The 24,371-nt window shown below is 60.8% G+C and carries 26 protein-coding genes and 1 tRNA gene; 7 read left to right on the forward strand and 20 right to left on the reverse strand.

Features of this window, described 5'->3' with window-relative positions:
* Window positions 1-73: 73 nt before the first annotated feature.
* From pnp to JHX88_RS19080, 5 genes are all read right to left on the reverse strand, one after another.
* Window positions 74-2,218 carry a polyribonucleotide nucleotidyltransferase gene (pnp, locus tag JHX88_RS19060; RefSeq protein ID WP_076527371.1) on the reverse strand — a complete coding sequence of 715 codons (2,145 nt, stop codon included), beginning with the start codon at window positions 2,216-2,218 and terminating at the stop codon, window positions 74-76.
* A 110-nt stretch (window positions 2,219-2,328) separates the two neighbouring features.
* Window positions 2,329-2,598, reverse strand: a complete 270-nt coding sequence (gene rpsO, locus JHX88_RS19065) for a 30S ribosomal protein S15 (RefSeq protein ID WP_076527307.1) — start codon at window positions 2,596-2,598, stop codon at window positions 2,329-2,331.
* Window positions 2,599-2,777: 179 nt separating this feature from the next.
* The gene (locus JHX88_RS19070; RefSeq protein ID WP_076527306.1) at window positions 2,778-3,278 is read right to left on the reverse strand and encodes a DUF1643 domain-containing protein; all 501 of its coding nucleotides are present in this window, start codon (window positions 3,276-3,278) and stop codon (window positions 2,778-2,780) included.
* 78 nt (window positions 3,279-3,356) lie between these two features.
* Entirely contained in the window at window positions 3,357-3,482 is a 126-nt protein-coding gene (ykgO, locus tag JHX88_RS19075) for a type B 50S ribosomal protein L36 (RefSeq protein ID WP_076527305.1), read from the reverse strand.
* 81 nt (window positions 3,483-3,563) lie between these two features.
* Window positions 3,564-3,638: transfer RNA gene (locus JHX88_RS19080), tRNA-Val, on the reverse strand.
* A 175-nt stretch (window positions 3,639-3,813) separates the two neighbouring features.
* Between JHX88_RS19080 and JHX88_RS19085 the strand changes: the two genes are divergently transcribed.
* From JHX88_RS19085 to JHX88_RS19095, 3 genes are read left to right on the forward strand one after another with little or no spacing between them, the layout of a single operon-like run.
* Window positions 3,814-4,665, forward strand: coding sequence for an N-formylglutamate amidohydrolase (locus JHX88_RS19085; RefSeq protein ID WP_076527304.1), 852 nt, complete (start codon window positions 3,814-3,816; stop codon window positions 4,663-4,665).
* A gap of 31 nt (window positions 4,666-4,696) precedes the next feature.
* Window positions 4,697-5,596 carry an SPFH domain-containing protein gene (locus JHX88_RS19090; RefSeq protein ID WP_076527303.1) on the forward strand — a complete coding sequence of 300 codons (900 nt, stop codon included), beginning with the start codon at window positions 4,697-4,699 and terminating at the stop codon, window positions 5,594-5,596.
* The gene (locus JHX88_RS19095) at window positions 5,593-5,862 is read left to right on the forward strand and encodes an NfeD family protein (protein WP_076527302.1); all 270 of its coding nucleotides are present in this window, start codon (window positions 5,593-5,595) and stop codon (window positions 5,860-5,862) included. The genes JHX88_RS19090 and JHX88_RS19095 overlap by 4 nt, the downstream gene beginning before the upstream one ends.
* 45 nt (window positions 5,863-5,907) lie before the next feature.
* Here JHX88_RS19095 and JHX88_RS19100 read toward each other — a convergent pair whose 3' ends face one another.
* The 7 genes from JHX88_RS19100 to soxX all read right to left on the reverse strand — a co-directional run bounded on the left by JHX88_RS19100 (window position 5,908) and on the right by soxX (window position 12,164).
* A complete protein-coding gene (locus JHX88_RS19100; RefSeq protein ID WP_141225889.1) occupies window positions 5,908-6,894 on the reverse strand; it encodes a c-type cytochrome in 987 nt (328 codons plus the stop codon).
* On the reverse strand, window positions 6,878-8,146 hold the full coding sequence (gene soxC / locus JHX88_RS19105) for a sulfite dehydrogenase (RefSeq protein WP_076527300.1): 1,269 nt from the start codon (window positions 8,144-8,146) through the stop codon (window positions 6,878-6,880). The genes JHX88_RS19100 and soxC overlap by 17 nt, the downstream gene beginning before the upstream one ends.
* 16 nt (window positions 8,147-8,162) lie before the next feature.
* Window positions 8,163-9,851, reverse strand: a complete 1,689-nt coding sequence (soxB, locus tag JHX88_RS19110) for a thiosulfohydrolase SoxB (RefSeq protein WP_076527299.1) — start codon at window positions 9,849-9,851, stop codon at window positions 8,163-8,165.
* Window positions 9,852-9,931: 80 nt separating this feature from the next.
* Complete coding sequence (soxA, locus tag JHX88_RS19115) at window positions 9,932-10,807, reverse strand: sulfur oxidation c-type cytochrome SoxA (protein WP_076527298.1); 876 nt, start codon at window positions 10,805-10,807, stop codon at window positions 9,932-9,934.
* Between the two features lie 73 nt (window positions 10,808-10,880).
* Complete coding sequence (gene soxZ, locus JHX88_RS19120) at window positions 10,881-11,210, reverse strand: thiosulfate oxidation carrier complex protein SoxZ (protein WP_076527297.1); 330 nt, start codon at window positions 11,208-11,210, stop codon at window positions 10,881-10,883.
* Window positions 11,211-11,231: 21 nt separating this feature from the next.
* Complete coding sequence (soxY, locus tag JHX88_RS19125; RefSeq protein ID WP_076527296.1) at window positions 11,232-11,672, reverse strand: thiosulfate oxidation carrier protein SoxY; 441 nt, start codon at window positions 11,670-11,672, stop codon at window positions 11,232-11,234.
* Between the two features lie 6 nt (window positions 11,673-11,678).
* Window positions 11,679-12,164 carry a sulfur oxidation c-type cytochrome SoxX gene (gene soxX / locus JHX88_RS19130; protein WP_076527295.1) on the reverse strand — a complete coding sequence of 162 codons (486 nt, stop codon included), beginning with the start codon at window positions 12,162-12,164 and terminating at the stop codon, window positions 11,679-11,681.
* A gap of 228 nt (window positions 12,165-12,392) precedes the next feature.
* On the opposite strand from soxX, the gene JHX88_RS19135 reads away from it, so the two are divergent.
* From JHX88_RS19135 to serS, 3 genes are all read left to right on the forward strand, one after another.
* Window positions 12,393-12,848, forward strand: a complete 456-nt coding sequence (locus JHX88_RS19135) for a thioredoxin domain-containing protein (RefSeq protein ID WP_272848111.1) — start codon at window positions 12,393-12,395, stop codon at window positions 12,846-12,848.
* Window positions 12,845-13,183 (forward strand): ArsR/SmtB family transcription factor, encoded by a 339-nt coding sequence (locus tag JHX88_RS19140; protein WP_076527293.1) that lies wholly within the window; start codon window positions 12,845-12,847, stop codon window positions 13,181-13,183. The genes JHX88_RS19135 and JHX88_RS19140 overlap by 4 nt, the downstream gene beginning before the upstream one ends.
* Window positions 13,184-13,327: 144 nt before the next feature.
* A complete protein-coding gene (gene serS / locus JHX88_RS19145; RefSeq protein WP_076527292.1) occupies window positions 13,328-14,620 on the forward strand; it encodes a serine--tRNA ligase in 1,293 nt (430 codons plus the stop codon).
* Window positions 14,621-14,697: 77 nt separating this feature from the next.
* Here serS and der read toward each other — a convergent pair whose 3' ends face one another.
* From der to JHX88_RS19160, 3 genes are read right to left on the reverse strand one after another with little or no spacing between them, the layout of a single operon-like run.
* Window positions 14,698-16,182 carry a ribosome biogenesis GTPase Der gene (der, locus tag JHX88_RS19150; RefSeq protein ID WP_076527291.1) on the reverse strand — a complete coding sequence of 495 codons (1,485 nt, stop codon included), beginning with the start codon at window positions 16,180-16,182 and terminating at the stop codon, window positions 14,698-14,700.
* On the reverse strand, window positions 16,179-17,504 hold the full coding sequence (locus JHX88_RS19155; RefSeq protein ID WP_076527370.1) for a PQQ-like beta-propeller repeat protein: 1,326 nt from the start codon (window positions 17,502-17,504) through the stop codon (window positions 16,179-16,181). Before JHX88_RS19155 ends, der begins: the two co-directional genes overlap by 4 nt.
* A 44-nt stretch (window positions 17,505-17,548) precedes the next feature.
* Entirely contained in the window at window positions 17,549-18,217 is a 669-nt protein-coding gene (locus tag JHX88_RS19160) for a tetratricopeptide repeat protein (protein ID WP_076527290.1), read from the reverse strand.
* 148 nt (window positions 18,218-18,365) lie between these two features.
* Here JHX88_RS19160 and JHX88_RS19165 point away from each other — a divergent pair, with 148 nt between their 5' ends.
* Window positions 18,366-19,307 (forward strand): calcium-binding protein, encoded by a 942-nt coding sequence (locus JHX88_RS19165; RefSeq protein ID WP_176011474.1) that lies wholly within the window; start codon window positions 18,366-18,368, stop codon window positions 19,305-19,307.
* Between the two features lie 152 nt (window positions 19,308-19,459).
* Here JHX88_RS19165 and JHX88_RS19170 read toward each other — a convergent pair whose 3' ends face one another.
* From JHX88_RS19170 to JHX88_RS19190, 5 genes are all read right to left on the reverse strand, one after another.
* On the reverse strand, window positions 19,460-20,059 hold the full coding sequence (locus JHX88_RS19170) for a superoxide dismutase (RefSeq protein WP_076527288.1): 600 nt from the start codon (window positions 20,057-20,059) through the stop codon (window positions 19,460-19,462).
* Window positions 20,060-20,257: 198 nt separating this feature from the next.
* Window positions 20,258-20,776 (reverse strand): sarcosine oxidase subunit gamma, encoded by a 519-nt coding sequence (locus tag JHX88_RS19175; RefSeq protein WP_076527287.1) that lies wholly within the window; start codon window positions 20,774-20,776, stop codon window positions 20,258-20,260.
* Window positions 20,769-23,699: a sarcosine oxidase subunit alpha family protein gene (locus tag JHX88_RS19180; protein WP_076527286.1), complete on the reverse strand. Its 2,931-nt coding sequence runs from the start codon at window positions 23,697-23,699 to the stop codon at window positions 20,769-20,771. The genes JHX88_RS19175 and JHX88_RS19180 overlap by 8 nt, the downstream gene beginning before the upstream one ends.
* A gap of 6 nt (window positions 23,700-23,705) precedes the next feature.
* Complete coding sequence (locus JHX88_RS19185) at window positions 23,706-24,032, reverse strand: sarcosine oxidase subunit delta (protein WP_076527285.1); 327 nt, start codon at window positions 24,030-24,032, stop codon at window positions 23,706-23,708.
* Window positions 24,033-24,368: a TfoX/Sxy family protein gene (locus JHX88_RS19190; protein WP_076527369.1), complete on the reverse strand. Its 336-nt coding sequence runs from the start codon at window positions 24,366-24,368 to the stop codon at window positions 24,033-24,035.
* Window positions 24,369-24,371 lie beyond the last annotated feature (3 nt).

The raw sequence follows: 24,371 nt of genomic DNA on the forward strand, positions 1-24,371 counted from the left end.
CACGCATCACCGTGGAATGTCGGGAACAGGGAACCGGCCCCGATAGAACCATCGGGGCCGGGCAGAGAAGAGCTTACCCTTCGGTGGTCTCTTCTTTCTTCTCGGTGACTTCCTCGCCGGTCTCCTGATCGACCATCTTCATGCCAAGGCGCACCTTGCCACGGTCGTCAAAGCCCAGGAGCTTCACTTTCACTTCCTGACCTTCCTGCAGAACCTCAGACGGATGGCCGAGGCGGCGATTGGCGATCTGGCTGACATGCACCAACCCGTCACGCTTGCCGAAGAAGTTCACGAAAGCACCGAAATCGACCAGCTTCACCACCTTGCCGGTGTAAATCTGACCCTCTTCAGGTTCGGCCACGATCGAGTGGATCATGTCATAGGCCTTCTTGATCGAATCGGCATTGGCCGAAGCGATCTTGATCACGCCTTCGTCATTGATATCGACCTTGGCGCCGGACACCTCGACAATCTCGCGGATGACCTTGCCGCCCGAGCCGATCACTTCGCGGATCTTGTCGGTCGGGATGTTCATCGTCTCGATACGCGGGGCATGAGCGCTGAACTCGCGGCGACCTTCGGCCAGGGCCTTGCCCATCTCGCCAAGGATATGCATCCGGCCATCCTTGGCCTGGGCCAGCGCCTGCTCCATGATCTGCGACGTGATGCCGGCAACCTTGATATCCATCTGCAGCGAGGTGATGCCATTCTCGGTCCCGGCGACCTTGAAGTCCATATCGCCAAGGTGATCCTCGTCACCAAGGATATCGGTCAGAACCGCGAAACGGCCGTCATCCTCGAGGATCAGGCCCATGGCGACGCCAGCGACCGGAGCCTTGAGCGGCACACCCGCATCCATCATCGACAGGGAAGACCCGCAAACCGTCGCCATCGAGCTCGAGCCGTTCGACTCGGTGATCTCGGAAACCAGGCGAATGGTGTAGGGGAAATCCGTCTGCGGCGGCAGCACCGCCTGAAGCGCGCGCCATGCAAGCTTGCCATGACCGATCTCGCGGCGGCCCGGAGGACCGAAGCGACCGACCTCGCCGACCGAATAGGGCGGGAAGTTGTAATGCAGCAGGAAGTTCGAGCGGAAATTGCCGTGCAGCGCATCGATGATCTGCTCGTCATCGCCGGTGCCGAGCGTGGTAACGATCAGTCCTTGCGTCTCGCCACGGGTGAACAGCGCCGAACCATGGGTCCGCGGCAGTAGACCTACTTCGGAATCGATCGGGCGGACGGTCTTGTTGTCACGACCGTCGATACGCGCGCCGCCATCGATGATGTCACCGCGCAGGATCGCCGATTCCAGTTTCTTCAGCGCCGAACCGAGATTCGCATCCTCGAGCTCTTCTTCGCTCAGACCTTCCTTGATCTTGGTCTTGGCAGCCTGAACCGCGTCCTGCCGCTCGCTCTTGTCACGGATGGCATAGGCAGCGCGCATATCGGCCTCGCCCAATTCCTTCACGCGGGCATAGAGTGCCGAGTATTCCGGCGACTGGAAGTCGAATGGCTCCTTGGCGGCGGTTTCGGCGAGCTGGATGATCAGGTCGAGCACAGGTTGCATCTGCTCATGGCCGAATTTCACGGCCCCCAGCATCTCGGCCTCGGAAAGCTCATAGGCTTCCGACTCGACCATCATCACCGCATCCTTGGTGCCGGCGACAACCAGATCCAGACGCTGCTCGGGATTCTGGCGCAGGTTGTCCATGTCCGACACTTCGGGGTTCAGAACATATTCGCCATCGACGAAACCCACACGTGCGGCGGCAATCGGTCCCATGAAGGGCACGCCCGAGATCGTCAGCGCGGCCGAGGCGGCGATCATCGCGACGATATCGGGATCGTTGACCAGATCGTGGCTGAGAACCGTACAGATCACCAGAACTTCATGCTTGAAACCCGGTGCAAATAGAGGACGGATCGGGCGGTCGATCAGGCGCGAGGTCAGCGTCTCTTTTTCCGAGGGACGAGCTTCACGCTTGAAAAAGCCGCCGGGCACCTTACCCGCGGCATAGAATTTCTCTTGATAATGCACCGTCAGCGGGAAGAAGTCCTGACCAGGCTTCGGTTCCTTCGCGAAGGTGACAGCGGCCATTACGCTCGTCTCGCCCAGGGTGGCGATGACCGAGCCGTCGGCCTGACGGGCGACCTTGCCCGTTTCCAGTGTCAGGGTTTCCTGACCCCACTGGATCGATTTCTTCACTTCATCAAACATCGTTTTCCTTACCGGCACGGCCCCTGCCGCGCCTTCATCATGCCGGCGCCCGGCCCCATTGCCCGGCACCATAAGAAAACGCGCCCGACCGGCGGGCGCGTTTCAAAAGATCAGCGGCGCAGACCCAAGCGACCGATAAGGTCGGTGTAGCGCGCTTCTTCCTTGCGCTTCAGATAGTCCAACAGCTTCCGGCGCTGTGCGACCAGCTTAAGCAAACCACGACGTGAGTGGTTGTCTTTCTTGTGCGTCTTGAAATGCTCGGTCAGAGTCGAAATACGCGATGTAAGAATCGCCACCTGCACTTCGGGCGAACCGGTATCGCCATCCTTGGTACCGTATTCCTTGATGACCTTTGCCTTTTCCTCAACAGTAATCGACATCGGGTTCTCCTTTCGTATCAGAGAGTTATGGCGCAGGCCGGGATGTCGTCCAGCACTGGCCCATGGAGTATCGCCGCCAGACCGATGGCCGGGCGGATGAGGGCGTATAGAAGGTTTTTCTATAAAAGAAAAGCGTTCAGTAACATGATCGCCGACCGGTGGGCGACATCACGGACTCGTTACCACAACACCGGCTGCATCGCATAGCTGATATACAAGGGATGCCGCGGCGCACCGTGCTTGGTCTGTCCCAGATGCCATAAAACGCAACCACTCGCCCGGAGCATGTGCTCGACCGCCGGGCCACGGTTCATGTGACAGCCATGCGCGCCCCATGCACACAGCACGCGACCGGCCCAGGCAGCACTATCGATCAATATCCGGTCATTCTCTGTTCCGATCGGATCGGGCGCCCGTTTCAGATCCTGCGGACGGGTAGCCCGATAAGCGAATATGTTCACTACCCGAAACGCATCGAAACCCAATGCACGCGCCCGGCGCTCGCATCGTTCCACGGTGGGATCGTTGCGCCGCTCATCCGCTGTCGAAGGGTTGAGCATCACGAAGAGCAGTTTCTTGCCCTGCCCCCATTCCCGGGTCAGCGCATATCGATAGGCCCCGCATTCCGAATAAAGCGCGGAAGATCGCACCCTGCCGTCCTGATGGTGACGCTCGATCATCGCTCTCCCCAAACGCAATCACATGAAAAAACCCGCCGGTAAGGGCGGGTGATTTCGTCTTCGCGGTGATCCCGCCGATCAGCCCTGACGGGCCTTGAAACGGCGATTGGTCTTGTTGATCACGTAAACGCGGCCCTTGCGGCGCACGACACGACAGTCGCGATGCCGGCTCTTGAGCGAGCGGAGCGAGTTACGAACCTTCATCGGCCTTCTCCTTCGTCGCGGCGCGTCGCAGCCGCCAGGAAAACGAAATGCCCCCGACACTTGCCGGGGGCGGCGAAATAATGGTGGGCGGTACTGGGATCGAACCAGTGGCCACTACGATGTCAACGTAGTGCTCTACCGCTGAGCTAACCGCCCGAACCTTTGGTGATTCTGCCGCAATTCATGAAGAATTGCAGGCGCAACCGCCTCGGTCCGCGTGTCTATACAGACGCCGTAAGCAGGTTTCAAGGCCTATTGGAACAGCTGCGCTCTGGTCTATAAGGTAATTGTACTTTGGACGTTGGGGAATGGTTTTTTGACAAGGCCTGACATGCCGTTTTCATTGAAACGCCCGGATCATTGGACGAGCGGCGTCATTTTCGCCTCGCCCCATTCGGGCAGTGAATATCCCGACTGGTTCCTCGAGAGCACGTCGTTGCCGATGAATGCCCTTCGTTCGTCGGAGGATGCCTTCGTCGACCGGCTTATCGATGCCGCGCCGGAACATGGTGCGGTGGCCCTGTCCGCCCACATGCCGCGCTGCCTGATCGACCTGAACCGGGGGCCCGACGAGATCGATCCGCTGGTGGTGCGCGGTATTCCCCGCCATCCGCTCAACCAGCGCACGATTGCCGGACTAGGGGTGATTCCCCGCGTTGTCGCTCAGGGACGGGCCATTCACAACCGCCCCATCGACCGGACTGAGGCAGAACGCCGAATCGATGCCTATTGGCGCCCCTATCACCTGGCGCTGAGCTCCCTGATCTCTGAAGCACAGGCGAATTTCGGTCAAGCAATCCTGATCGACATGCACTCCATGCCGCATGATGCCCTGTCCCATCTGCACGATCCACGCCCGCAATTTGTATTGGGCAACCGCTATGGCCTGTCGGCGGCGGCGCGGGTTCTGGACCTTGTCGCCGGCGTGATCGAGGACGAGGGCTGGAGCGTGCGCCGGAACTCTCCATTCTCGGGAGCTTATATCTGTTCGACCTATGGACGGCCGGGGCGGAACATCCATGTCGTGCAGGTCGAGATCGATCGGGCATTGTACATGGACGAGGCCACAATCACGCCGCTTCCCGAATTCGCCAGTTTCTCCAAACGGATGACAAATGTGATTCGCAGGCTGTCTGCCTTCGATTCAGGTACGATTTCCGATGAAAGCATCGCGGCCGAGTAGTTAATCCATTAAACAGAAAGAGATTTTCCCCATGCAAGATTTGACGACGATCCTTGGCGATCTGCTTGGCCAGAATCTGGCCCTTATTGTTCTCGCAATCGTAATCTTCCTGGCGATCAGCAGCGCTGTCCGCATCGTTCCGCAATCCGACAAATACGTCGTGGAACGCTTCGGGCGGCTTCGGTCGGTATTGGGGCCGGGCATCAATTTCACCGTGCCGTTCCTGGACCGGGTGGCGCACAAGATTTCGATCCTTGAGCGCCAACTTCCCACCAATCGTCAAGATGCCATCACCGCCGACAACGTGCTGGTGGAGGTCGAGACATCGGTCTTCTATCGCATCATCGAGCCGGAAAAGACCGTCTACCGCATCCGCGATATCGACGCGGCGATCGCGACGACGGTTGCGGGAATCGTGCGGTCCGAGATTGGCACGGTCGAATTGGACCAGGTGCAATCGAATCGGGCGCAGCTGATCGAGCGCATCCGTGATTCCCTGGTGAATGTCGTCGATGACTGGGGAATCGAAGTAACGCGGGCCGAGATCCTCGACGTCAACCTGGACGAGGCAACGCGGGCCGCCATGCTGCAGCAATTGAACGCCGAACGCGCCCGCCGCGCGCAGGTGACCGAGGCCGAAGGCAAACGCCGCGCGGTCGAACTGGCCGCCGATGGCGAGCTCTATGCCGCCGAACAGCAGGCCAAGGCCCGGCGCATCCTGGCCGATGCCGAGGCCTATGCGACTTCAGCCGTTGCCGAGGCGATCTCGAAGAACGGATTGCGCGCCGCACAATATCAGATCGCGATGAAGCAGGCAGAGGCGTTGACCGAGGTAGGCAAGGGTGAAGGCAAGCAGACCGTCATCCTCCCCGCGGCCGCGCTTGAATCCTTCACCGATGCATTCAAGCTATTGAAAGGCAAGGAGCAATGATCTGGCTGAACGGATGGCTCTGGATCATCGCGGCACTGGTTCTGGCGGTGTTGGAACTGTTCGCGCCGGGTTGGATCTTCATGGGGATCGCTGCGGCGGTCGGGTTGATGGGTTTGCTGCTGATCAGCGGAATCTGGTCAGCGGGATTGCCCTTGACGTTGGTAGTGACGGCCGTTCTGTCCGGCGTGATCTGGCTGATCCTGCGCCGGGTCGCGGGGGTGAACAAGGGACAGGTGCGTATCTGGGATCGCGATATCAACGACTGACGGGACGCGATCCCGGACATGTAACTGAATTCCAAAGTGCCAAGACTATGGATGCGCCCGCAGATAAGCGATGATCGCATCGATATCCTCGGATGCCTTCAAGCCGGGAAAGGACATCTTGTTTCCAGGCAGGAAGCCTTTCGGATCGCCCAGGAAGGCGCGGAGTTCTTCGTCGTCCCAGATGATTTCAGCCTCAGCCATGGCAGATGAATATGTGTAGTCATCAACTGCTCCGGCGGCGCGACCGATGATGCCGTTAAGTACCGGTCCGACACGGTTTTGCGCATCCTCTCCGACCATGTGGCAGGCCTTGCATTTATTGAACTGCTTTTCCCCTGCCGCGACCAGCTCGGGATCGACGGCTGGTTCTTCCTCGTTGCTGGCCGGACTTGCCTCTTCTTCGTCAGCGGCTTCACCCGGTGTCACGTCGATGACCGAGGCATGCATGGTGATCTCGACGCTCTCCTTGCAGTCCTGCATGCAGGCTTCCACCGTGAACAGCGGATATTCGGCATCCGAACGGTCATCGATGATGAAACCCTCGGCATTGGGCATCGCGATTTCGGAGAAGTTCTCACGCGACAGCACGAAATCTTCCTCGACCAGATAGTTCGAATAGAGGATATAAGCGGTAATCGCATAGGTCTCGTCGGGTGTCAGGAGCTGCGCCTGCCCGAAGGGCATCGAGCGATTGACATAGTCCCATACCGTAGAAAGATGGGGCCAATAGCTGCCGACCGTCTTGACCGGGTCCTTTCGGTCCAATGTATCTTCGCCCCCGGCAAGTGGCGGCCAATTGCCCAGCCCTTCGGCGAAATCACCGTGACAGGCAGCGCATTTTTCCAGAAACACCTCTTCGCCGGTCATCACGTCGCCCGAGCCTTCCGGCAAACCCGTTCCGTCCGGCATGACGTCCACATCCCATGCGGCGATTTCCTCGGGCAGTGCATCCCGCCCTAAACCGAGCGGATCGGCCAAAACGGGAGTGGCCAGCAAAGCGCTCAGCAGGATGGCATCAAGACACTTCGACATTTTCCGCACTCCCATCCTCGCGCACCCACCATGTCTGGATGCCGTTATTGTGGTAGACTGAATTCTCGCCACGAATATCGCGCAGCGCCTCCTTGGTCGGTTGGACATAGCCGGTTTCGTCGATAGCACGGGACTGCAGCAACATCTCTTCGCCGTTCCAGTCATGCTCCAGCCAGAAACGTGTCATCGCCATTCGTTGACCGGGGGCTGCAAGTCGGGCCGTCTGCCAATTCTTGCCACCATCGGTCGAGACATCGACGCGGGTGATCACCCCCCTGCCCGACCATGCCAGACCGGTGATGACCAGCGGCCCCTTCCCGTGCTGGATGGGCGATTGTGGACTGGGAGCAGTGACGACGGATTTGGCATCCATCACCCATGTCCATTTCCGGCTGATCCCGTTATCCAGCGTGTCGGTATATTTAGAGGTTTCCTCGCGGCTTTCCACCGGGCCGGAGGTCACTTCGATCCGGCGCAACCATTTGACCCAGAGATTGCCCTCCCAACCCGGCACGATCAGGCGGACTGGGTAGCCGTGTTCTTTCCGAAGGGCTTCTCCATTTGCCTTGAATGCAATCATGCAATCGTCGAGCGCCTTTTCCAGCGGAATCGAACGACCATTCGAGGATGCATCAGCACCCTCGACATAAAGCCATTTGCCCTCGGGTTGGATGCCAGCCTCGTCCAGCAGCGTTTTCAGCGACACGCCGACATATTCCATGTTGTGGATCATGCCATGGGTATATTGCGAGCCGTTAAGCTGAGCCCCCGCCCATTCCATGCCGCTATTGGCCGCGCATTCGCAGAAATAGACCCCGGAATGACGCGGGAACCTTTCCAGATCGGCATAGGTGAAGACCAGCGGGCGATCGACGAGGCCGTTGATCATCAGCCGGTAATCGGGCTTGGCAAGTTCGATGGCACCGGAATGGTGCCGCTCGAAGGCGCAGCCCGCGGGCGTGATCGTGCCGTCCAGCGCGTGGATCGGCGTGAAATTAATCGAACTGATCGGATCGGCGGTCAGCCATGGGACATTACGGCGGATCACGTCGGCTTCAAAGTGGATCGGCAGACCATAGGGCGTTTCGTCCACGCCTTCTCCGGTATAGCTGGCCCAATCCTGAACCTCGGTGATCAGCGGATCGGGGCCTCCCTGAGCACGGGCCGACAGGCTGGCGGCAGGCAACAAGGCACCAGCCGCCAGCCCCGCCCGCAGAATGCCGCGGCGGCTGGTCGGTACAGATTTTGACATTTGGGTAGCTCCTCCCTCAGTCTTCCTTGACGGTAATGGAATTGTTGGGTGCGGGGCTGATTGTGCCCTGCGTACGAATATAATCCTCGACGAGGTCCCAGATTTGCGGTCCCTCCGTGCCCTCATTGACCGAGGCCCAGCCCGCGACGACATAGTTGCGCGCAGGATCGATAGGGCTGTCATCCTTGAGCAGCTTCATCCCGGTGATGCGGCTCCCCATATCGGCATAGGGTTCTATGCTATATCCAAGCCCGCCCACACGGACCATGTCGCCACCCTGCTGGTAGTAAGGATCAGTGTTGAAGATATTGTCGGCCACATCCTCCATGACAGTCTTGAGCATCTCGCCCGACATCTCGGTGCGATAGACCTGCCCGTAGGTCATTGACGTCACCGAATGGATATCTTCGCGGGTGATATCACCGGGCAGGACAGAAGCCCCCCAACGCACACCGGGCGACAGGGCGATCTCGGCATCACGCTCGGACAGCATCGCGTCGCAGATCAGGTCGTCCCAACTGCCGTTGAAATTGCCGCGACGATAAAGAAGGCCCTCGGTCTTGCCGATTACCTCTTCCAGGTCCGCCTTGTAGGGCGCACGAATTTCCTCGACCAGAGACGCCATGTCGGGATCGGGCTGGATCACGTCCGAGAAGATCGGGATCAGCTTGTGGCGGAAACCCATCATCTTGCCATCGCGCACATCCAGATCGACGCGGCTGACGAATTTGCCGTGGCTGCCGCTGGCAATGATGATGGTATCGCCGACGACGACCGGTTCGGGGATCGCATCATGGGTGTGGCCCGACAGGATCACGTCGATGCCCTTCACCCGGCTTGCCATCTGGTGATCGACATCGAAACCGTTATGCGAAAGACAGACGACCAGATCGACGCCTTCGGCGCGCAGATCATCGACCACTTGCTGCATCCGCTCTTCGCGGATACCAAAGCTGTATTCGGGGAACATCCAGTTAGGATTGGCGATTGGCGTATAGGGGAAAGCCTGCCCCACGACACCGACTCGTAAACCGCCTTTCTCGAATATCTTCGAGGGTTCGAATGCAGGCTCGTCCCACTCTGCGTCGAAGATGTTCGCGCCCAGCAACGGCTGGTCCATCATCTCCATCAATTCCTGCACTCGCTCGGTGCCGAAGGTGAACTCCCAATGCGCGGTCATCGCCTCGCTGCCCAGCAGGTTCATCGCCCGCACCATGTCCTCGCCACGGGTCTGCAAACTGGTATAGCTGCCCTGCCACGTATCGCCGCCATCCAGCAGGATCGAGTCAGGCCGTGCAGCACGAATCGCCTTGACCACCGTAGCGATACGATCGAAGCCACCCATCCGGCCATAGCTCCGGGCAAGGTCGGTGAAATCGGGCCAGGTCAGCGCGTAAGCACCGGGACTGCCGGGCTCGATCCCGAACATCTTCTGGAACGCCTCGCCCACGACATGCGGCACCCGTCCCTTCGCATCACCGACACCGATATTGGTATCGGGCTCGCGGAAATAGATCGGCCGCAGATGCGCATGACAGTCCGTCAGATGGATCAGGGTCAGGTTGCCGAAATCCTCGAACTGCAACAACTGATCCTGCGTCAGTGCTTGTTGAGCAAAGGCACGGGGCAGATTGCTGAAACCAAGCCCCGTCATCGCGGCCGAACCGGCAAGTCCAAGCTGCAACATCTCGCGGCGAGAAAACATCGGCGTGCTCCTACATATTCATATGTGTGAACGTAATAGAGATGAAAAGGCCCGCGCGACTCATCCGCGCGGGCCAATCTTCAGTGACGGACGCTGACACCCTCGACCGGCAGGCCATTGCCGCGCGAGGCGACGTAAAGCTCGAGCGCACGAAACTCGTCGGTGCCCATCGCAAAGGTCTCTGCCCGCGTATCCCGGATACATCCCCGGAAGCGATTATGCTGCGACACCAGCGCGGCCTGTTTCAGACGATAAACCGGGAAACCATTGGTCATGCCCTGGCTCAGATGGTCGGCCCGGATCCAGTCGCCATAGTGATCCTCGTGGCAATTCGCGCAGGCCAGTTCCAACTGACCGAAACGAGTGTAGTACATCTCCTTGCCCTGCTCCCAATAGGGTTGGGCCGGGCCGTCGATCGCCACATTCATTGGCATTCCGCGTGATTGCATAGAGATCGCCGCGGTCAGGTTCTTCATCCGGCCGCCATTCCAGTCCAGTGCCTCGGCCTGCATCCGGTTGGTGCGGCAATCGTTGATGTAATCTTCCATTGCCCACAGCTCGCCTTCGGCATTGACCTTGGGCACCTCGGCACGAAGACCCTCCATGCTTTCGATTCCCTCGTGGCAGGAAGCACAGCTCTTGCCGGCCTCACCCTCCACGGTATTCCAGTCATCGATGCCCTGGTCCACAAAGATCAGACCGGGATTCTCGAAATCATCCAGCTGCATCGCCTGCGTCTCGGTATCGCGGAACAGCCAGCCCGAATAGATCTGATCGAATGCGCCCTCAAGGTGATCCGGGGCGGGCACAGCCGTCTGCATTTCGACCTCACCGCCATTGATGACAATCGGGTCGGTATGCTCGGGTTCTGTCTGGGCCATGGCGGGCGATGACAGGGCAAGCACGAGGGCCGACGCCATCACGGCACGCACATTAGGACGGATCAGGGTCGTCATGGTTTTTCCTCCCTTGGGTGGCGCCCGGCCATAAATGACAGACCGGGGCTGCCTCGCCTCTTATTCAGCGCGCTCAGGACACCTCGATGGACTGCTTGTCTTCATAGACGGAGCCGTCGTCATCCTGCCATGTGAAAACGAATTCACCCGATTCCGGCACAGTGGCCTCGAACTCGAAATAGGGATTCGTGCTGATCGCGGGCTCCATGTCGACATCGATCACCGGCGCGCCATTAAAGGTCACGCTGAAATGGTTGATGATCGAACGCGGGATGACATTACCCTCCTTGTCCTTGCGCTGGCCTGATTCCATCTGATGAGAAATCAGCGTCTTGATCGTGATAACCTCACCGGCCGAAGCTGTCTTCGGTACACGGACCCGGGGTTTGACGTTTTCTGCCATTTAAAATTTCCTCCTGTCCGCTCAGCCGCCGCAGCCGCCGATGGTAACTTTGACATTGGATGCAGTGCGCACGAATTTTCCATCCGCAAGCTTGGCAATGGCAGTGACATCCTGTGTTTGTGCGAGCCGGATCCGTGTCGAGGCGATATGTTTGCCCGCCAGCTCGCCGAACTTGAATGTCGCGACGGCCGCAACCGGATTGCCCGGTGCCAACACCAGGATCTCGGATGCTCCCTCTGCTTCGACCGAAACCGGCACTGTATTGCCATTCTCGGCAATCTCGGGCGCATCGATGGCAATCCCCTCGCCGTCAGTCACTTCGGCACCGCCGGTGAACTCAGCGATCAATTCGTCCATCGTCTTCTCGGCTTCTGCGTCCTGTGCCAGAGCGGCCCATGGCAACATTCCAAGCGCGGCTGCCGAGGCGCCGCTGACCAGAACGTCACGTCTGTCAATCATCATGTCTTCTTACTCCTTCAGCGTCGCCAAATAGGCGATGACATCTTCAACCTGCTGCGCCGTCAGCAATGGCGGCAACGGCTCCGACCCTGCATCGCCGGTAAACGCGTCACCGGGCCGGATAAAACCAGAGGTCTTGTAGAAACCGGGCATCATCGATTCAGGGAAAGTTTTCTTGGCATCTGCCACGATCCCCCGTAGCTGCGCCTCGTCCCAACGATCACCGGCACCGTCCAACGCCGGACCGATGGTGCCCTGAAACTCTGCATCCGACCGGTCGCTGATCGCATGGCAGGCGACGCAATTGCCGCTGCCTTTATCGGCATAGATCTCGGCCCCCTTCTCGGGGTCTCCGGCTGTATCCGACAGCGGTGTCTCAATCGAGCCATACTCCCCGAAAGCGACGTCCTGCGGCGCGGTATCGGCGGCCAATGGCATAGCGGAAGCCAGCGCCAATAACGCCGCCAGTACCGCCGAAGTGGCGTGGCGTAGCATGCGATCCTCCCTTCGGTGTCCCTGTATCGCGCCCAAGGTAAGAGGTAATTCTTCCCTTTGGCAACAAAAAATTCACATTTTGCTATATGTTCTCACAGCAGCGGCTTTGGGCAATCAGAGACAACAGGCGGAATCCGCTGATTATGCCAGTCAGATTCGACAGGATTGTTGTTCCAACATGCAAAGATGATTAGATATGCATAATTGAAATCGCAAGGAATACCGCAGATGCGGGCAATTGCCGTGAAATCCGTCGCCATGATTACGGCGATCATCCTGATCTTGGGGGGCGCATACTCCAGCGCGCCGGTCCAAGCTGGCGAAGCCCCACGGATCGGCAGCGATACCGTGGATTGGCAGGCCGCGCCCATACGTTTGATGATGGTCGAACAAGAAGGCTGCATCTATTGCGAGGCATGGGACCGCGAGATCGGGCCAGGTTTTCCTAAATCTGTCGAAGGACAGGCGGCTCCCCTGTTGCGGGTCGATATCGACGGCCCCTGGCCCGATGGCATTGCGCTGGATCGACGCCCGACCATCACACCGACCTTTATCCTCCTGCGCGATGGCGCCGAGCTTTCACGGCTGGAGGGGTATCCTGGCGACCAGTATTTCTATCCGCTCATCGACGGGATGCTGACCGATGCGGGGATCGTAGCGAATCCCGGAAAGGCCGGCGGATGACACAGATCGACAAACGGGATCGGACCGCCGATGACGAGGTCAGTTCAACCGAAATGATGCGGCGCGCGACCGAGGCCGCCTCTTTCCTGAAGGCGCTCGCGCATGAGGGCCGGATGATGATCCTTTGTCATCTGGCGGCTGGCGAAAAAACGGTAACCGAGTTGGAAAAGCTCTTGAACCAGCGGCAGGCGGCTGTCAGCCAACAGCTCGCACGCTTGCGTGCCGAAGGGCTGGTGACATGCCGCCGCGACGGCAAGGCCCGGCTCTATTCCGTCGCAGACCCACGGGCGGCCGAGGTTGTGGGCGTGATGTATCGCTTGTTCTGCGCGGACTGAATATCGGTCGCCTTCTGTCAGGGGCTCTGCCCCGTCGCCTATCCGCGACTCCCCGGGATATTGAAGATGAAGAAGAAGCAGGCTTTTGTCTGGCTGCCGCATGGGTTAGTCAAAACTCGATAACCAGCTTCGACGGTGACAAATATGCATGACATCCGGGCCATCCGCGAGAATCCACAGGCTTTCGATACCGCCCTGGCGCGGCGGGGGCTCGAGGCCATGTCGCAAGATATCCTGTCGCTGGATTCCGAGCGGCGGGCGAAGATCGTCGAAGCAGAGACCGCGCAAGCCGAACAGAACAAGGCTAGCAAGGAAGTAGGCGCCGCGAAGGGTCGCGGCGACGAGGCCGAATTCGAGCGCCTGCGCAAGTTGGTTGCCAAGAAAAAAGCGGATGTCGCCCGCATGCAGACCGAAGCGGCAGAGCTGGACGCGCAGCTTCGCGATGTCTTGATGGGCATTCCCAACCTGCCCCTGGACAGCATTCCGGACGGCCAGGACGAAGAGGATAATGTCGAGCTGCATCGTTGGGGAACGCCCCGCAACTTCGGCTTTGCCCCGGTCGAACATTTCGAGATTGCGGGTGTCAGGCCCGGCATGGATTTCGAAACCGCCGCGAAACTGTCGGGCAGCCGCTTCGTGATGCTGAAGGGTGGCGTGGCGCGACTGCATCGCGCCTTGGCGCAGTTCATGATCGACCTGCATGTGACCCGGCACGACCTGGAAGAGACCTGGACGCCTGTTCTAGTGCTGGAAGACATGATGACCGGCACCGGGCAATTGCCAAAATTCGGCGAGGACAGCTATCAGACCCGTGAAGGCTGGTGGCTGATCCCGACCGCCGAGGTGACGCTGACCAATACCGTGCATGGCGACCTGATCGATCATGCCAGACTGCCCCGCCGCATGGTCGCGCATAGCCAATGCTTCCGCTCCGAGGCGGGCAGCGCGGGCCGCGACACGACCGGCATGCTGCGCCAGCACCAGTTCGAGAAGGTCGAGATGGTCTCAATCACCGATACCGAAACCGGCATGGAGGAACATGCCCGCATGACCAGCTGCGCCGAAGCGGTGCTGGAAGCGCTGGAACTGCCCTATCGCACCATCGTGCTGTGCACCGGGGATATGGGCTTCGGCGCCCGCATCACCCATGACCTGGAGGTCTGGCTGCCGGGACAGAACCAGTATCGCGAGATCAGCAGCGTCAGCTATTGCGGCGATTTCCAGGCTCGGCGCATGAATGCCCGCTACCGTCCCGAGGGCGGCGGCAAGCCGGAATTCGTCCACACGCTGAACGGTTCGGGACTGGCCGTCGGCCGCTGCCTGATCGCCGTGCTCGAAAACGGCCAGCAAGAGGATGGCTCGGTCGATCTGCCCTCTGCGCTGCATCCCTATCTTGGCGGCGCAACCCGGCTTGGTGCAGATGGCAAGCTCGCCTGAATCGAGACTTCTTCTTTGTCCAAATACCTTCGGGGGAATCCGGCGCCAGCCGGATGGGGGCAGACTGCCCCCTCCACTTAGTCACCCTTGGGACGCTGCCGGTTCTTGTGTTTCGATAACGCCCCGGACTGGCTAATCTTGTTCGCCTTCGCCCGGTAGGGATTGTTCACCCCCTGATCGCGGAAGAACAGCCGGATCGGTGTGCCGGGCATATCGAAATCCGTCCGCAGTCCGTTGACCAGGTAACGCTGATAGCTGTCGGGCAGCTTGTCGGTATGGGTGGCCTTCACGATGAAGGCGGGCGGACGCGTCTTGACCTGGGTCATGTAACGCAGCCGTATCCGCCGACCGCCCGGCGCGGGGGGCGGGTGGCTCTCGGTCATGGCCTCCAGCCAGCGGTTCAGCTTGGCCGTCGAGACACGCCGGTTCCAGACCTCATGCGCCTTGAGGATCGCGGCATGCAGGCGGTCCAGCCCCTTGCCCGTCCGGGCAGAGACCGTCACCAGCGGAGCCCCTTTCAGCTGCGGCAGCAACCGTTCGAAATTCGCGCGAAGCTCGTTCAGCTTGTGTGGCTTGTCGTCTTCCAGGTCCCATTTATTCGCGGCGACCACGACGGCGCGCCCCTCTGTTTCGGCAAAATCTGCGATGCGCAGATCCTGCTGTTCGAAGGGTATCGCGACGTCCAGCAACACGACCACCACCTCGGCGAAACGAACGGCGCGCAGCCCATCGGCCACGGAGAGTTTCTCGACCTTGTCAGTCACCTTCGCGCGTTTGCGCATCCCCGCCGTGTCGAAGACCCGCATCGGCGTGCCCATGAACTCGGTCGTGACGCTGATCGAATCTCGGGTGATCCCGGCTTCGGGGCCCGTCAGCAGCCGATCCTCGCCAATAATCTTGTTGATCAGTGTCGATTTCCCGGCATTGGGCCGCCCGATTACCGCAAGTTGCAAAGGCCGCGCCTCGGATGGCCGCCAGTCTTCAGCGCCCTCGCCGCTGTCCGCCTCCTGTTCAGGAATATCCACATCCGTCGCGGGTTCGATGGGCGCTGGGCGCTCTGCCTCGACCTGCTCAGACAACGGGACCAGCGCACGATAGAGATCGTCCATCCCCTCTCCATGCTCGGCCGACAGGCGGAGAGGTTCTCCGAGCCCGAGTGCATATGCCTCCAGCGCGCCGAACTCTCCGGCCCGCCCCTCGGACTTGTTGGCGGCAAGGATCACGTGGCGCGCACGTCGGCGCAGGATATCGGCGAAATATTCATCCGCCGCGGTGACGCCGGCACGCGCATCCACGACAAAAAGGCATATATCCGCCTCGTCGACCGCGCGTTCGGTAAGGCGGCGCATCCGGCCCTGAAGGCTGTCGTCATCGGCCATCTCCAGGCCGGCGGAATCGATTACCACGAAACGCAGGTCGCCCAGGCGACCCTGCCCTTCGCGCAGATCGCGGGTCACGCCGGGTTGGTCGTCGACCAGCGCGAGACGCTTGCCGACCAATCGGTTGAACAGTGTCGATTTCCCGACATTCGGACGGCCAACGATGGCGAGGGTAAAGCTCATCGGAATGCGTGCAATTGGCCGCTGCGGGCCACAACATAAAGCGTTTGCCCCGCCACAACCGGAGCCGCCGCCGCACCTCCGGGAATTTGCCCCTGCCCGACCAACTGTCCCGAAGCGGGATCGAAGGCGCGAAGAACACCATCGGACGAAGCAACGAATAGCCGCCCCCCGGCCAGAACAGGACCGTAATGGGCGTAGATGCTATCCTGCCGCTTGGTTTTCTCGTCAGTATAATAGGGCAACTCGATCCTCCAGATCACCCCTCCGGTGGCGGCATCCAGCCGGATCAGCTCGGCCTGGTCATTGACCGCGAATACCGATCCTCCGGCAACCACGACCGGGCCATTGGCCCCATCGCGCGAAGACCAGTTCCGGATTCCAGTGGCCATTTCGACCGCGTCAATCCGTCCCGAAGACGTGCCGCCATAAACGGTTCCTCCCGAAATCACCGGATCGCCTGTTACGTCGCGAATCGTCGCGATGGCGCGGCCGGTTCGCTTGCCGGCCACCTGCGCCGACCAGAGCGTCCCCCCGGTTTCGGTATCGACGGCCAGAAGCTGTCCCGAGGTGAAAGGAAAGACGACGGTATTACCCTGAACCGCGGGCACCGAAACACCCATCACTCCCGAAGATGAAGGCGTGCCCGAACTTTGCCACAGCACTTTGCCATCTGCAGCGCGAACAGCCCAACCGATATTGTTTCGCGCGGCGACATAGACCGTGCCGTTCTGAACCGCGGGACCGCCACCAATGGCCGTGTCCATCCGCTGCCGCCACAGCACCGCACCGGATGCGGCATCCAGGGCGACCAATTCGCCAAAGCCGGTCGTCGCATAGATGCGCCCGCCCTCATAGGCGAGCCCCCCGCCAGAGGCGCTGTCGCGGCTGTCCCCGGCCGGAGTGATGTCGGTCGACCATGCGGTTCCGCCCGATAGCGCCGTGGCGGTCACCCTCGCGCGGCTGTCCAGCGTGAATACGCGCCCACCGGCCACGATCGGGTCCGCAGTAATACGGTGCCGCCGACCGTCGCCCTGGCCGATATTCGCGGTCCAGATGCGATTGGTTCCGGCCCCGAGGGCGACATGCCCCGGTTGGTGGGCGGCATTGCCGCCGCGATGGGTCCATTCTCCATTCCCGCGCGGTGCCGCCAGCGACAAGGCCGTGGAACTGACAGGGGCGGGCCCTTCTACGGCCGGACCGTCCGGCGAAGCTACCGCCAGCGGATCAAGCCGTTCCCCCGGAAGGATGACTTCGCGATCCCCGCATGCTGACAATATCACTACGGTCGCAAGAGCCATGGTCAGTCGCAACGTGGCGGTCATGCTCGCCCCTCCCTCGTCTGTCATTATCGACCTTTTCCGCATCGTCATTCGGCCGGCACGGCATTGCCCGGTTCGGGTTCGATGCCCAAGGCGATCATCATCTCCGAAAGCCGCCGACGCAAGGCTTCGCTCAGTTCCGGCCTTTTCTGAATTTGCTGGATCAGCGTGACGGCATCATTTCTGCGGCCGGCTTCGATCAGCGCCACCGCCTTCTGCTCCAGCGCCAGCAATTCGAATGGAGCCCCGCTGCGCGATAAATGCGCCAGGATCTCGTCGCGCTGTGTAGGATCCATCGCGGAACCCTCCAGCATCACCAGCTTCAACTGCGCCAGTTCATGCAAAATGCCGTCCGATGCTGCCCCTTCGCTCACACCACGCAACGCCTCGGCAGCGGCATCCGTTCCGCCCGACTCGGCCCACTGGCCCGACGCCAGAAGCCCGCTCAACGCCTTGCGCTCGCCCGAACCCTGCGAATCCACCTGCGCCAGTGACGCCGGATCACCCCTTGCCTCGGCCTCCATGACGGCATCACCCCATGTCTGTGCCTCGGCACGCTCGCGTGACAGCGACCATTCACGCCAGATCGCCCCGCCCACGATGCCCAAAATCACCACGATCGCAATCCAGCCATATCGGCGAAATAGTGCAAACAGCCGATCACGACGCAGGTCCTCGGTCACCTCGTCGATAAAGCTGTCATTTTGGTTAGCCATGGGGCACCTTGCTCTCGTGTTTTCTTCGCCGTTGGTCTTATACTGCGTGGAAGGCAATTGCCAATGCCGAGGCCGGCGGGAATTTCCAGGCAACGCCCGATGTGATGTAACAGATTACGGAGCAATTTTAATGCTTGACGAATATACGATGCAACTTTGGTCTTGGTGGGCATTATTTGGAGCCACGCTGGCACTTGGCCTTTCACTCGGCAACGATGACGACGACAATTCCTCCGGCCCGGAACCAGATCCCGATCACGCACCGTTCGAAGGGCTGGAGGATTTCAATCCCGAAGCATACGAAGATTTCACCATAGGCACACCCGGCCAGGACGATCTGGTTGCCGAAGCCTTCAAGCCAACCGCCATGGCCGGAGGCGCGGATGACGACATCATCAAGGGCTCCAACCTGGATGATTACATCCTCGGCGGCTTCGGCGATGACGGGATTCGCGGCGAACCGGGGAACGACATCATTCGTGCCGGCGAGGGCAATGACAATGTGCATGCCGGATTTGGCGATGACCTCGTCTTCGGCGACGCTGGAAACGACACCATAAATGGCGGTCATGGGGATGACGGCATCGCCGGTGGCGAAGGCGACGACAACCTGTTCGGTTGGGGTGGTTCGGATGTGGTGCTGGGCGGCGCCGGTGACGACACGCTGAGCGGGCTGCGTATGGAACGCGCCGCGCCACGCGACGCCGCCGAGGCCGAGCAGGATGGCCCCGACACATTGGAAGGCGGGGAAGGCAATGACCAGCTTTGGTTGAGTGACGGCGATAACGGAACGGGCGGCGAAGGCGAGGATAGCTTCATCGCCGATTGGCGTTCGGATGACATCACCTCAAGCGTGACAATCAATGACTATAACGCGGATGAAGATCAAATCGCCCTGCTGATCAACTCGCCCGAGGAAGGGCAGGATCTGCCCGAGATCACGCAGGAAATCACCGAGAATGGCGAAGATCGCCTTGTCTTCATGGATGGCGTGGAAATAGCGCGGGTCGTCGGAGCCGGTTCGGGTGACGAGCTCGATATCGCGACCTTGACCGAATCTCCGAACGAGGACGCACAAGCACCGGCGTAAGACGTGGCGGTGTTTACAGTAAAAGGAAGATAGCGGGCGCTATAAGCCGCAGGTCACGCCTTTCAACATTTCTCTGCCACGAGAAAGGCAAGTAAAAGGCCTGCCGGGATAAAAACCGGCGGGCCTTGCAGGATATAACGAGACCGCAACGATCACATGCGCGAGGCGACGTTTTCCCAGTTCACCAGGTTGTCGAGGAAGTTCGACAGGTATTTCGGCCGCGCATTACGGAAATCGATGTAATAGGAATGCTCCCATACATCGCAGCCCAGCAGGGCCGTCTGACCGAAGCATAGCGGGTTCACACCGTTCTCGGTCTTGGTCACCGCCAGCGAACCATCGGTATTCTTGACCAGCCATGCCCAGCCCGAACCGAACTGGCCCGCGCCTGCTGCAGAGAACTCTTTCTTGAAGTCATCAACCGAGCCGAAGGATTCGGTCAGCGCTTTTTCCAGTTCCGACGGAATGGCACTCGATTTCGGCGCCATCATTTCCCAGAACTGGGTATGATTCCAATGCTGACTGGCATTGTTAAAGATGCCGCTTTGCGCCACGGCACCGTCATTATAGGTGCCCTTGACGATATCCTCCAGCGACTTGCCTTCCCATTCGGTGCCCGCGACCAGCTCGTTCAGCTTGTCGACATAGGCGTTATGGTGCTTGTCGTGGTGATATTCCAGCGTCTCTTTCGACATGCCCGCAGCGGCCAGCGCATCATGGGCATAGGGAAGATCGGGAAGGGTGAAAGCCATTTTCCTCTCCTTGAATGAAAGGCCTGAGCCGTTAAGCCGGGGGCACAGTCCCGCATTTACCCCGGCAACGCAAGGGGGGAAGGCAGGTTCTTGAACGACCGCGTATAAGGGGCTGCCGCCCCCTCTTGACCTCTCGGTCAATTCACCCCTGCGGATATTTGCATGAAGAAGATATGGGCCAGACTACGGCTTTCCGGCTTAACGCGGGGCAAGCTGACTACCGGGGATCGCCGCATTCCGCAGAACCAGCCCCAGATAATCGGCGGTCGAACGAAAGCCGATCATGCGGAATCCGCTCTCGATCTGCCAGAAAGCGGCGGCGGTCTGCGCAGCACGGGTGCGGCGCAGGCCATCGGACGGCAGGGCGACCGGATCGGCGGGGCAAAGCTTGGCGATCACGTCTTCAGCATGCGGGCCGGTGACGTCGAAGACCGCGCGGGCATCGGACATATCCGCTACCAGCGCATGTTCGCCGGTCAGCGCCTGTTCAAGTGCGACGAGGGTCTCGGCAGTCTCCTGCGCGGGCAGCACCAGAAGCAATTCGTCGGGCGACATCCAGCCGAGGCTTCGACTGCCATCGGTGACGATCCGCAAAGTCTCGGGAATGACCAGCCCCACGGCTTCGGCGATGGCATCGCCCGCACACGACAGGTCGGCGCGGATCGTGATCATGCCCAGCCCTTCCACAGGGGTGACGGTAGCAACTGCCTCAGCCATTCAGACGGCTCCCTTCCTTGTCATAGAAGACCGGGTCGCAGATCCGCGCCTTCATTACCTCGCCCGAAGGCAGCGGGAACTCCAGTATCTGTCCCATGCGGTTCGGCCCATGCCGGACCAGCGCCATCGCGATCGGCATGTTCAGGGTCGGCGAATGATAGCTGGAGGTCACGCGTCCCTGCATCTTGCGCTGACCATTGGAATTGGTGCCCTCGTCCACTGCATAGGCGCCATCGGGCAGCACCCGGCCGTCGAGGCTTTCCAACCCGACAAGTTGCCAGCGCGAACGATCGGCCATATGGCTGCGGGCTTGGGCGCGCTTGCCGATATAATCGGACTTCTTCTTCGAGATCGCCCAGTTCAGCCCCAGATCCTGTGGGATGATGGTGCCGTCCGTCTCATCTCCGATCATGATGAAACCTTTTTCCGCGCGCATGACATGCATCGCCTCGGTTCCATAAGGGGTGATGTCGAGATCTCTGCCTACCTCGTGCAGCTTTTTCCACAATTCCAAGCCGCGGGAGGCGGGCACCGCGATCTCGTAGCTGAGTTCGCCCGAAAAGCTGATGCGATAGATTCGGGCGGGGATACCGGCGATATCCCCCTCTTTCCAGGTCATGAAGAGGAAGGTTCCGGCGGAAAGATCGATGCTGCCGGGCAGGCGCTCAAGCAGGTCACGGGCCTTGGGACCAGCGATGGCGATCTGGGCATATTGCTCGGTCAGGTTGGCGGTATAGACCTGCCAGTCCCACCATTCGCATTGCAGCCAGTCTTCCATATGAGCATGGATACGATCCGCCCCGCCGGTGGTCGTATGGCACAGCCATGTGTCCTCGGACAACCGCGCGACCACGCCGTCATCCATCAGAAAGCCGTTCTCGTTGCACATCAGCCCATAGCGGCATTTGCCGACCTTCAGGCTGGACATCATGTTGGTATAGAGCATGTCCATCAGCCGCCCGGCATCCGGCCCCTTGACGATGATCTTGCCGAGGGTCGAGGCGTCCAGCGTGCCCACGCCGCCGCGTACCGCCACGATCTCGCGATTGACGGCATCATGCCGATCCTCGCCTGTGCGGGGATAGCAATAGGGGCGACGCCAATGCCCGACGGGTTCCCATGACGCGCCGTGCTTCTCGTGCCAGCCGTGCATCGGGGTCTTGCGCAGGGGCTGGAACGCCTCGCCACGCGCATCGGCGGCGATGGTGGCCAGTGTCAACGGCGTATAGGGCGGGCGGAAGGTGGTCGTCCCGGTCGCCGGGATCGGCTGATCCAGGGCCTTGGACAGTACGGCGAGCCCGTTGATATTGCTGACCTTGCCCTGATCCGTGGCCATGCCAAGCGTGGTGTAGCGCTTGGTATGCTCGACGCTTGCGTAACCCTCGCGCGCGGCCAGCTCCACGTCGCTCACCTTCACGTCGTTCTGGAAATCCAGCCACATCTTGGAGCGCAGCTTGTAGGGCGCTTTCCGAGGCATCACCCAGACAGGCATGGTCGCGCCTTCGCGACGTTCCAGATCGCCCGCACAGCGCAGATCGCCATTCGCAGCACCAGTGGCAAGGACATTGCCGCGGCCATCCGCCCCAAGGGGCGGGCGGTCGGGGTCGGGGCGTAACATGGCCTGCCCCTCGTCCCAGAGCAGCTTTCCGCCGCAATGGCTCCACAGATGGACGACGGGGGACCAGCCGCCTGACATGGCGACAATATCGCAATCCAGCACGCCGCTGATCGCACCTTCGCCGGACTGATCGCACAATGCCACACCCTCGACATGGCGGTTGCCCTTGATCTTGGCGATACCTGTGCCCAGCAATATGGGGATATTGCGGGCCCGCGCTGCCTGCGGCAGTTCGCCCGAGGCATCTGCGCGGGCATCGATGATCGCCACGACGTCGAGACCGGCATCAGAGGCGATGAGCGCCGTGCGATAGGCATCGTCGTTATTGGTGACCAGGACGATCCTCTGGCCCGGTGCCACGCCGTAATCGCTGATGAAGTCCCGCACAGCCGAAGCCAGCATCACGCCCGGCACATCGTTGCAGGCAAAGCTGAGCGGCCTTTCCAGCGCACCCGTCGCGGTGACAATCCGCCCCGCCCGGATACGCCACAGCCGCTGTCGCGGTATGCCTTGGTCGGGATCGTGATCGGCCAGCGCCTCGCGCGCCAGAAGATAGCCGTGATCGTAAAGCCCCGTCGCCATGCAGTTGCGGCGCAGGGTGACATGGTCACGCCCGCGCAGATCGGCCAGCAGCGCGTCAATGGCGGCCTCTCCGTCGCGGTGATCGACCGGACTGCGACCGCCCCAGATCGGGTTCTGCTCCAGCACGATCACGCGCTGGCCCTGCTCTGCCGCCTCGCGCGCGGCGGTCAGCCCCGCGATACCGCCACCGACAACGACCACATCCGCAAAGCCATAGGCCTGCTCGTACATGTCGGGGTCGCGCTCCTTCGGTGCGCGGCCAAGCCCGGCACTGCGGCGGATGATCGGCTCGAACACATGTTTCCAGAACGGGCGCGGCTGCATGAAGGTCTTGTAATAGAACCCCGCCGGAAACATCGGCGACAGCCAGCTGTTGACCGCACCGATATCGGCATCCAGCGAGGGCCAGCAATTCTGGCTGCCCAGCACCATGCCGGGAACCAGCGCGGTGGTGGTGGCGCGCTGGTTGGGCTCGAACCGTCCACCCTGGCCAAGGCCGAACAGGGCATTGGGCTCTTCCGCGCCCGAAGCGATTGGGCCGCGCGGGCGATGATACTTGAAGGACCGGCCCATGAGCATCTGGCCATTGGCCAACATGGCCGAAGCCAGCGTATCGCCCTGCACTCCGCGCAAATGGCGGCCGTCAAAACGGAAGGGAACCTGGAAAGCGCGGTCGATGAGGCGGCCGCCACGGGCCAGACGGAAGGGAGGCGTGTAGGTCATCTTGCGTCAGTTCCAGTCGGGTTGCCAGTCGGGGCGGGATGCGCGGATCGCGGCGACGATCTCGGCGGGCGGGTGCGGGGTCTGTGCGCTGTAAGTGCCAAAGACCTGCAATGTGGCGGTATCGCGAGCGGCATGGAACCATTTTCCGCAGCCATAGGAATGGCGCCAGCGTTCGAAATGCACGCCCTTGGGGTTCTTGCGGGCAAACAGGTAGCCCTCGAACTCCTCGTCGCCGCCATCGGGACCGACGCGTCTCAGATGCGCTTCGCCGCCCGGATGCAGCTCGGTTTCTTCGGCTTGAATACCACAATAGGGACAGGTCAATATCAGCATTCAGCGGTCCTTGGGCGGAAATATGGAAACATGGGTCAGCGCCATGCGGGCGAGGCCCCGGCGGATCGTGTCATCGGCAAGCGAAGGTCCAGACAGCCAGATGAAGCCGGGCTTGTCGCGACCGGATTGCGACATGCGTTCGGTGCCGGGAAAACGCAACGCTTCTGGCTCGGCCTGCTTGCCAACCCGAAACATGGCCCGGCCCTCGCGCGCGGCGCAGAGCATATGTCCGTTCAGCATGTAGCAAAGCCCGCCGAACATCGGGCGGCCCTCGACGCCCTCGGGATGGTCGAGATCGTCGAGAAGCTGGGATTCGAGACCGGGATCACGCGTCATGGC

The sequence above is a fragment of the Paracoccus saliphilus genome (assembly GCF_028553805.1).
GTDB classification, from domain to species: Bacteria; Pseudomonadota; Alphaproteobacteria; order Rhodobacterales; family Rhodobacteraceae; genus Paracoccus; species Paracoccus saliphilus.

Excerpts from the sequence above, each read along its gene's own strand:
- pnp (WP_076527371.1), bottom strand. The coding sequence starts at position 2,218 with ATGTTTGATGAAGTGAAGAAATCGATCCAGTGGGGTCAGGAAACCCTG.
- rpsO (WP_076527307.1), bottom strand. The coding sequence starts at position 2,598 with ATGTCGATTACTGTTGAGGAAAAGGCAAAGGTCATCAAGGAATACGGT.
- JHX88_RS19070 (WP_076527306.1), bottom strand. The coding sequence starts at position 3,278 with ATGATCGAGCGTCACCATCAGGACGGCAGGGTGCGATCTTCCGCGCTT.
- ykgO (WP_076527305.1), bottom strand. The coding sequence starts at position 3,482 with ATGAAGGTTCGTAACTCGCTCCGCTCGCTCAAGAGCCGGCATCGCGAC.
- JHX88_RS19085 (WP_076527304.1), top strand. The coding sequence starts at position 3,814 with ATGCCGTTTTCATTGAAACGCCCGGATCATTGGACGAGCGGCGTCATT.
- JHX88_RS19090 (WP_076527303.1), top strand. The coding sequence starts at position 4,697 with ATGCAAGATTTGACGACGATCCTTGGCGATCTGCTTGGCCAGAATCTG.
- JHX88_RS19095 (WP_076527302.1), top strand. The coding sequence starts at position 5,593 with ATGATCTGGCTGAACGGATGGCTCTGGATCATCGCGGCACTGGTTCTG.
- JHX88_RS19100 (WP_141225889.1), bottom strand. The coding sequence starts at position 6,894 with ATGTCGAAGTGTCTTGATGCCATCCTGCTGAGCGCTTTGCTGGCCACT.
- soxC (WP_076527300.1), bottom strand. The coding sequence starts at position 8,146 with ATGTCAAAATCTGTACCGACCAGCCGCCGCGGCATTCTGCGGGCGGGG.
- soxB (WP_076527299.1), bottom strand. The coding sequence starts at position 9,851 with ATGTTTTCTCGCCGCGAGATGTTGCAGCTTGGACTTGCCGGTTCGGCC.
- soxA (WP_076527298.1), bottom strand. The coding sequence starts at position 10,807 with ATGACGACCCTGATCCGTCCTAATGTGCGTGCCGTGATGGCGTCGGCC.
- soxZ (WP_076527297.1), bottom strand. The coding sequence starts at position 11,210 with ATGGCAGAAAACGTCAAACCCCGGGTCCGTGTACCGAAGACAGCTTCG.
- soxY (WP_076527296.1), bottom strand. The coding sequence starts at position 11,672 with ATGATGATTGACAGACGTGACGTTCTGGTCAGCGGCGCCTCGGCAGCC.
- soxX (WP_076527295.1), bottom strand. The coding sequence starts at position 12,164 with ATGCTACGCCACGCCACTTCGGCGGTACTGGCGGCGTTATTGGCGCTG.
- JHX88_RS19135 (WP_272848111.1), top strand. The coding sequence starts at position 12,393 with ATGCGGGCAATTGCCGTGAAATCCGTCGCCATGATTACGGCGATCATC.
- JHX88_RS19140 (WP_076527293.1), top strand. The coding sequence starts at position 12,845 with ATGACACAGATCGACAAACGGGATCGGACCGCCGATGACGAGGTCAGT.
- serS (WP_076527292.1), top strand. The coding sequence starts at position 13,328 with ATGCATGACATCCGGGCCATCCGCGAGAATCCACAGGCTTTCGATACC.
- der (WP_076527291.1), bottom strand. The coding sequence starts at position 16,182 with ATGAGCTTTACCCTCGCCATCGTTGGCCGTCCGAATGTCGGGAAATCG.
- JHX88_RS19155 (WP_076527370.1), bottom strand. The coding sequence starts at position 17,504 with ATGACCGCCACGTTGCGACTGACCATGGCTCTTGCGACCGTAGTGATA.
- JHX88_RS19160 (WP_076527290.1), bottom strand. The coding sequence starts at position 18,217 with ATGGCTAACCAAAATGACAGCTTTATCGACGAGGTGACCGAGGACCTG.
- JHX88_RS19165 (WP_176011474.1), top strand. The coding sequence starts at position 18,366 with ATGCAACTTTGGTCTTGGTGGGCATTATTTGGAGCCACGCTGGCACTT.
- JHX88_RS19170 (WP_076527288.1), bottom strand. The coding sequence starts at position 20,059 with ATGGCTTTCACCCTTCCCGATCTTCCCTATGCCCATGATGCGCTGGCC.
- JHX88_RS19175 (WP_076527287.1), bottom strand. The coding sequence starts at position 20,776 with ATGGCTGAGGCAGTTGCTACCGTCACCCCTGTGGAAGGGCTGGGCATG.
- JHX88_RS19180 (WP_076527286.1), bottom strand. The coding sequence starts at position 23,699 with ATGACCTACACGCCTCCCTTCCGTCTGGCCCGTGGCGGCCGCCTCATC.
- JHX88_RS19185 (WP_076527285.1), bottom strand. The coding sequence starts at position 24,032 with ATGCTGATATTGACCTGTCCCTATTGTGGTATTCAAGCCGAAGAAACC.
- JHX88_RS19190 (WP_076527369.1), bottom strand. The coding sequence starts at position 24,368 with ATGACGCGTGATCCCGGTCTCGAATCCCAGCTTCTCGACGATCTCGAC.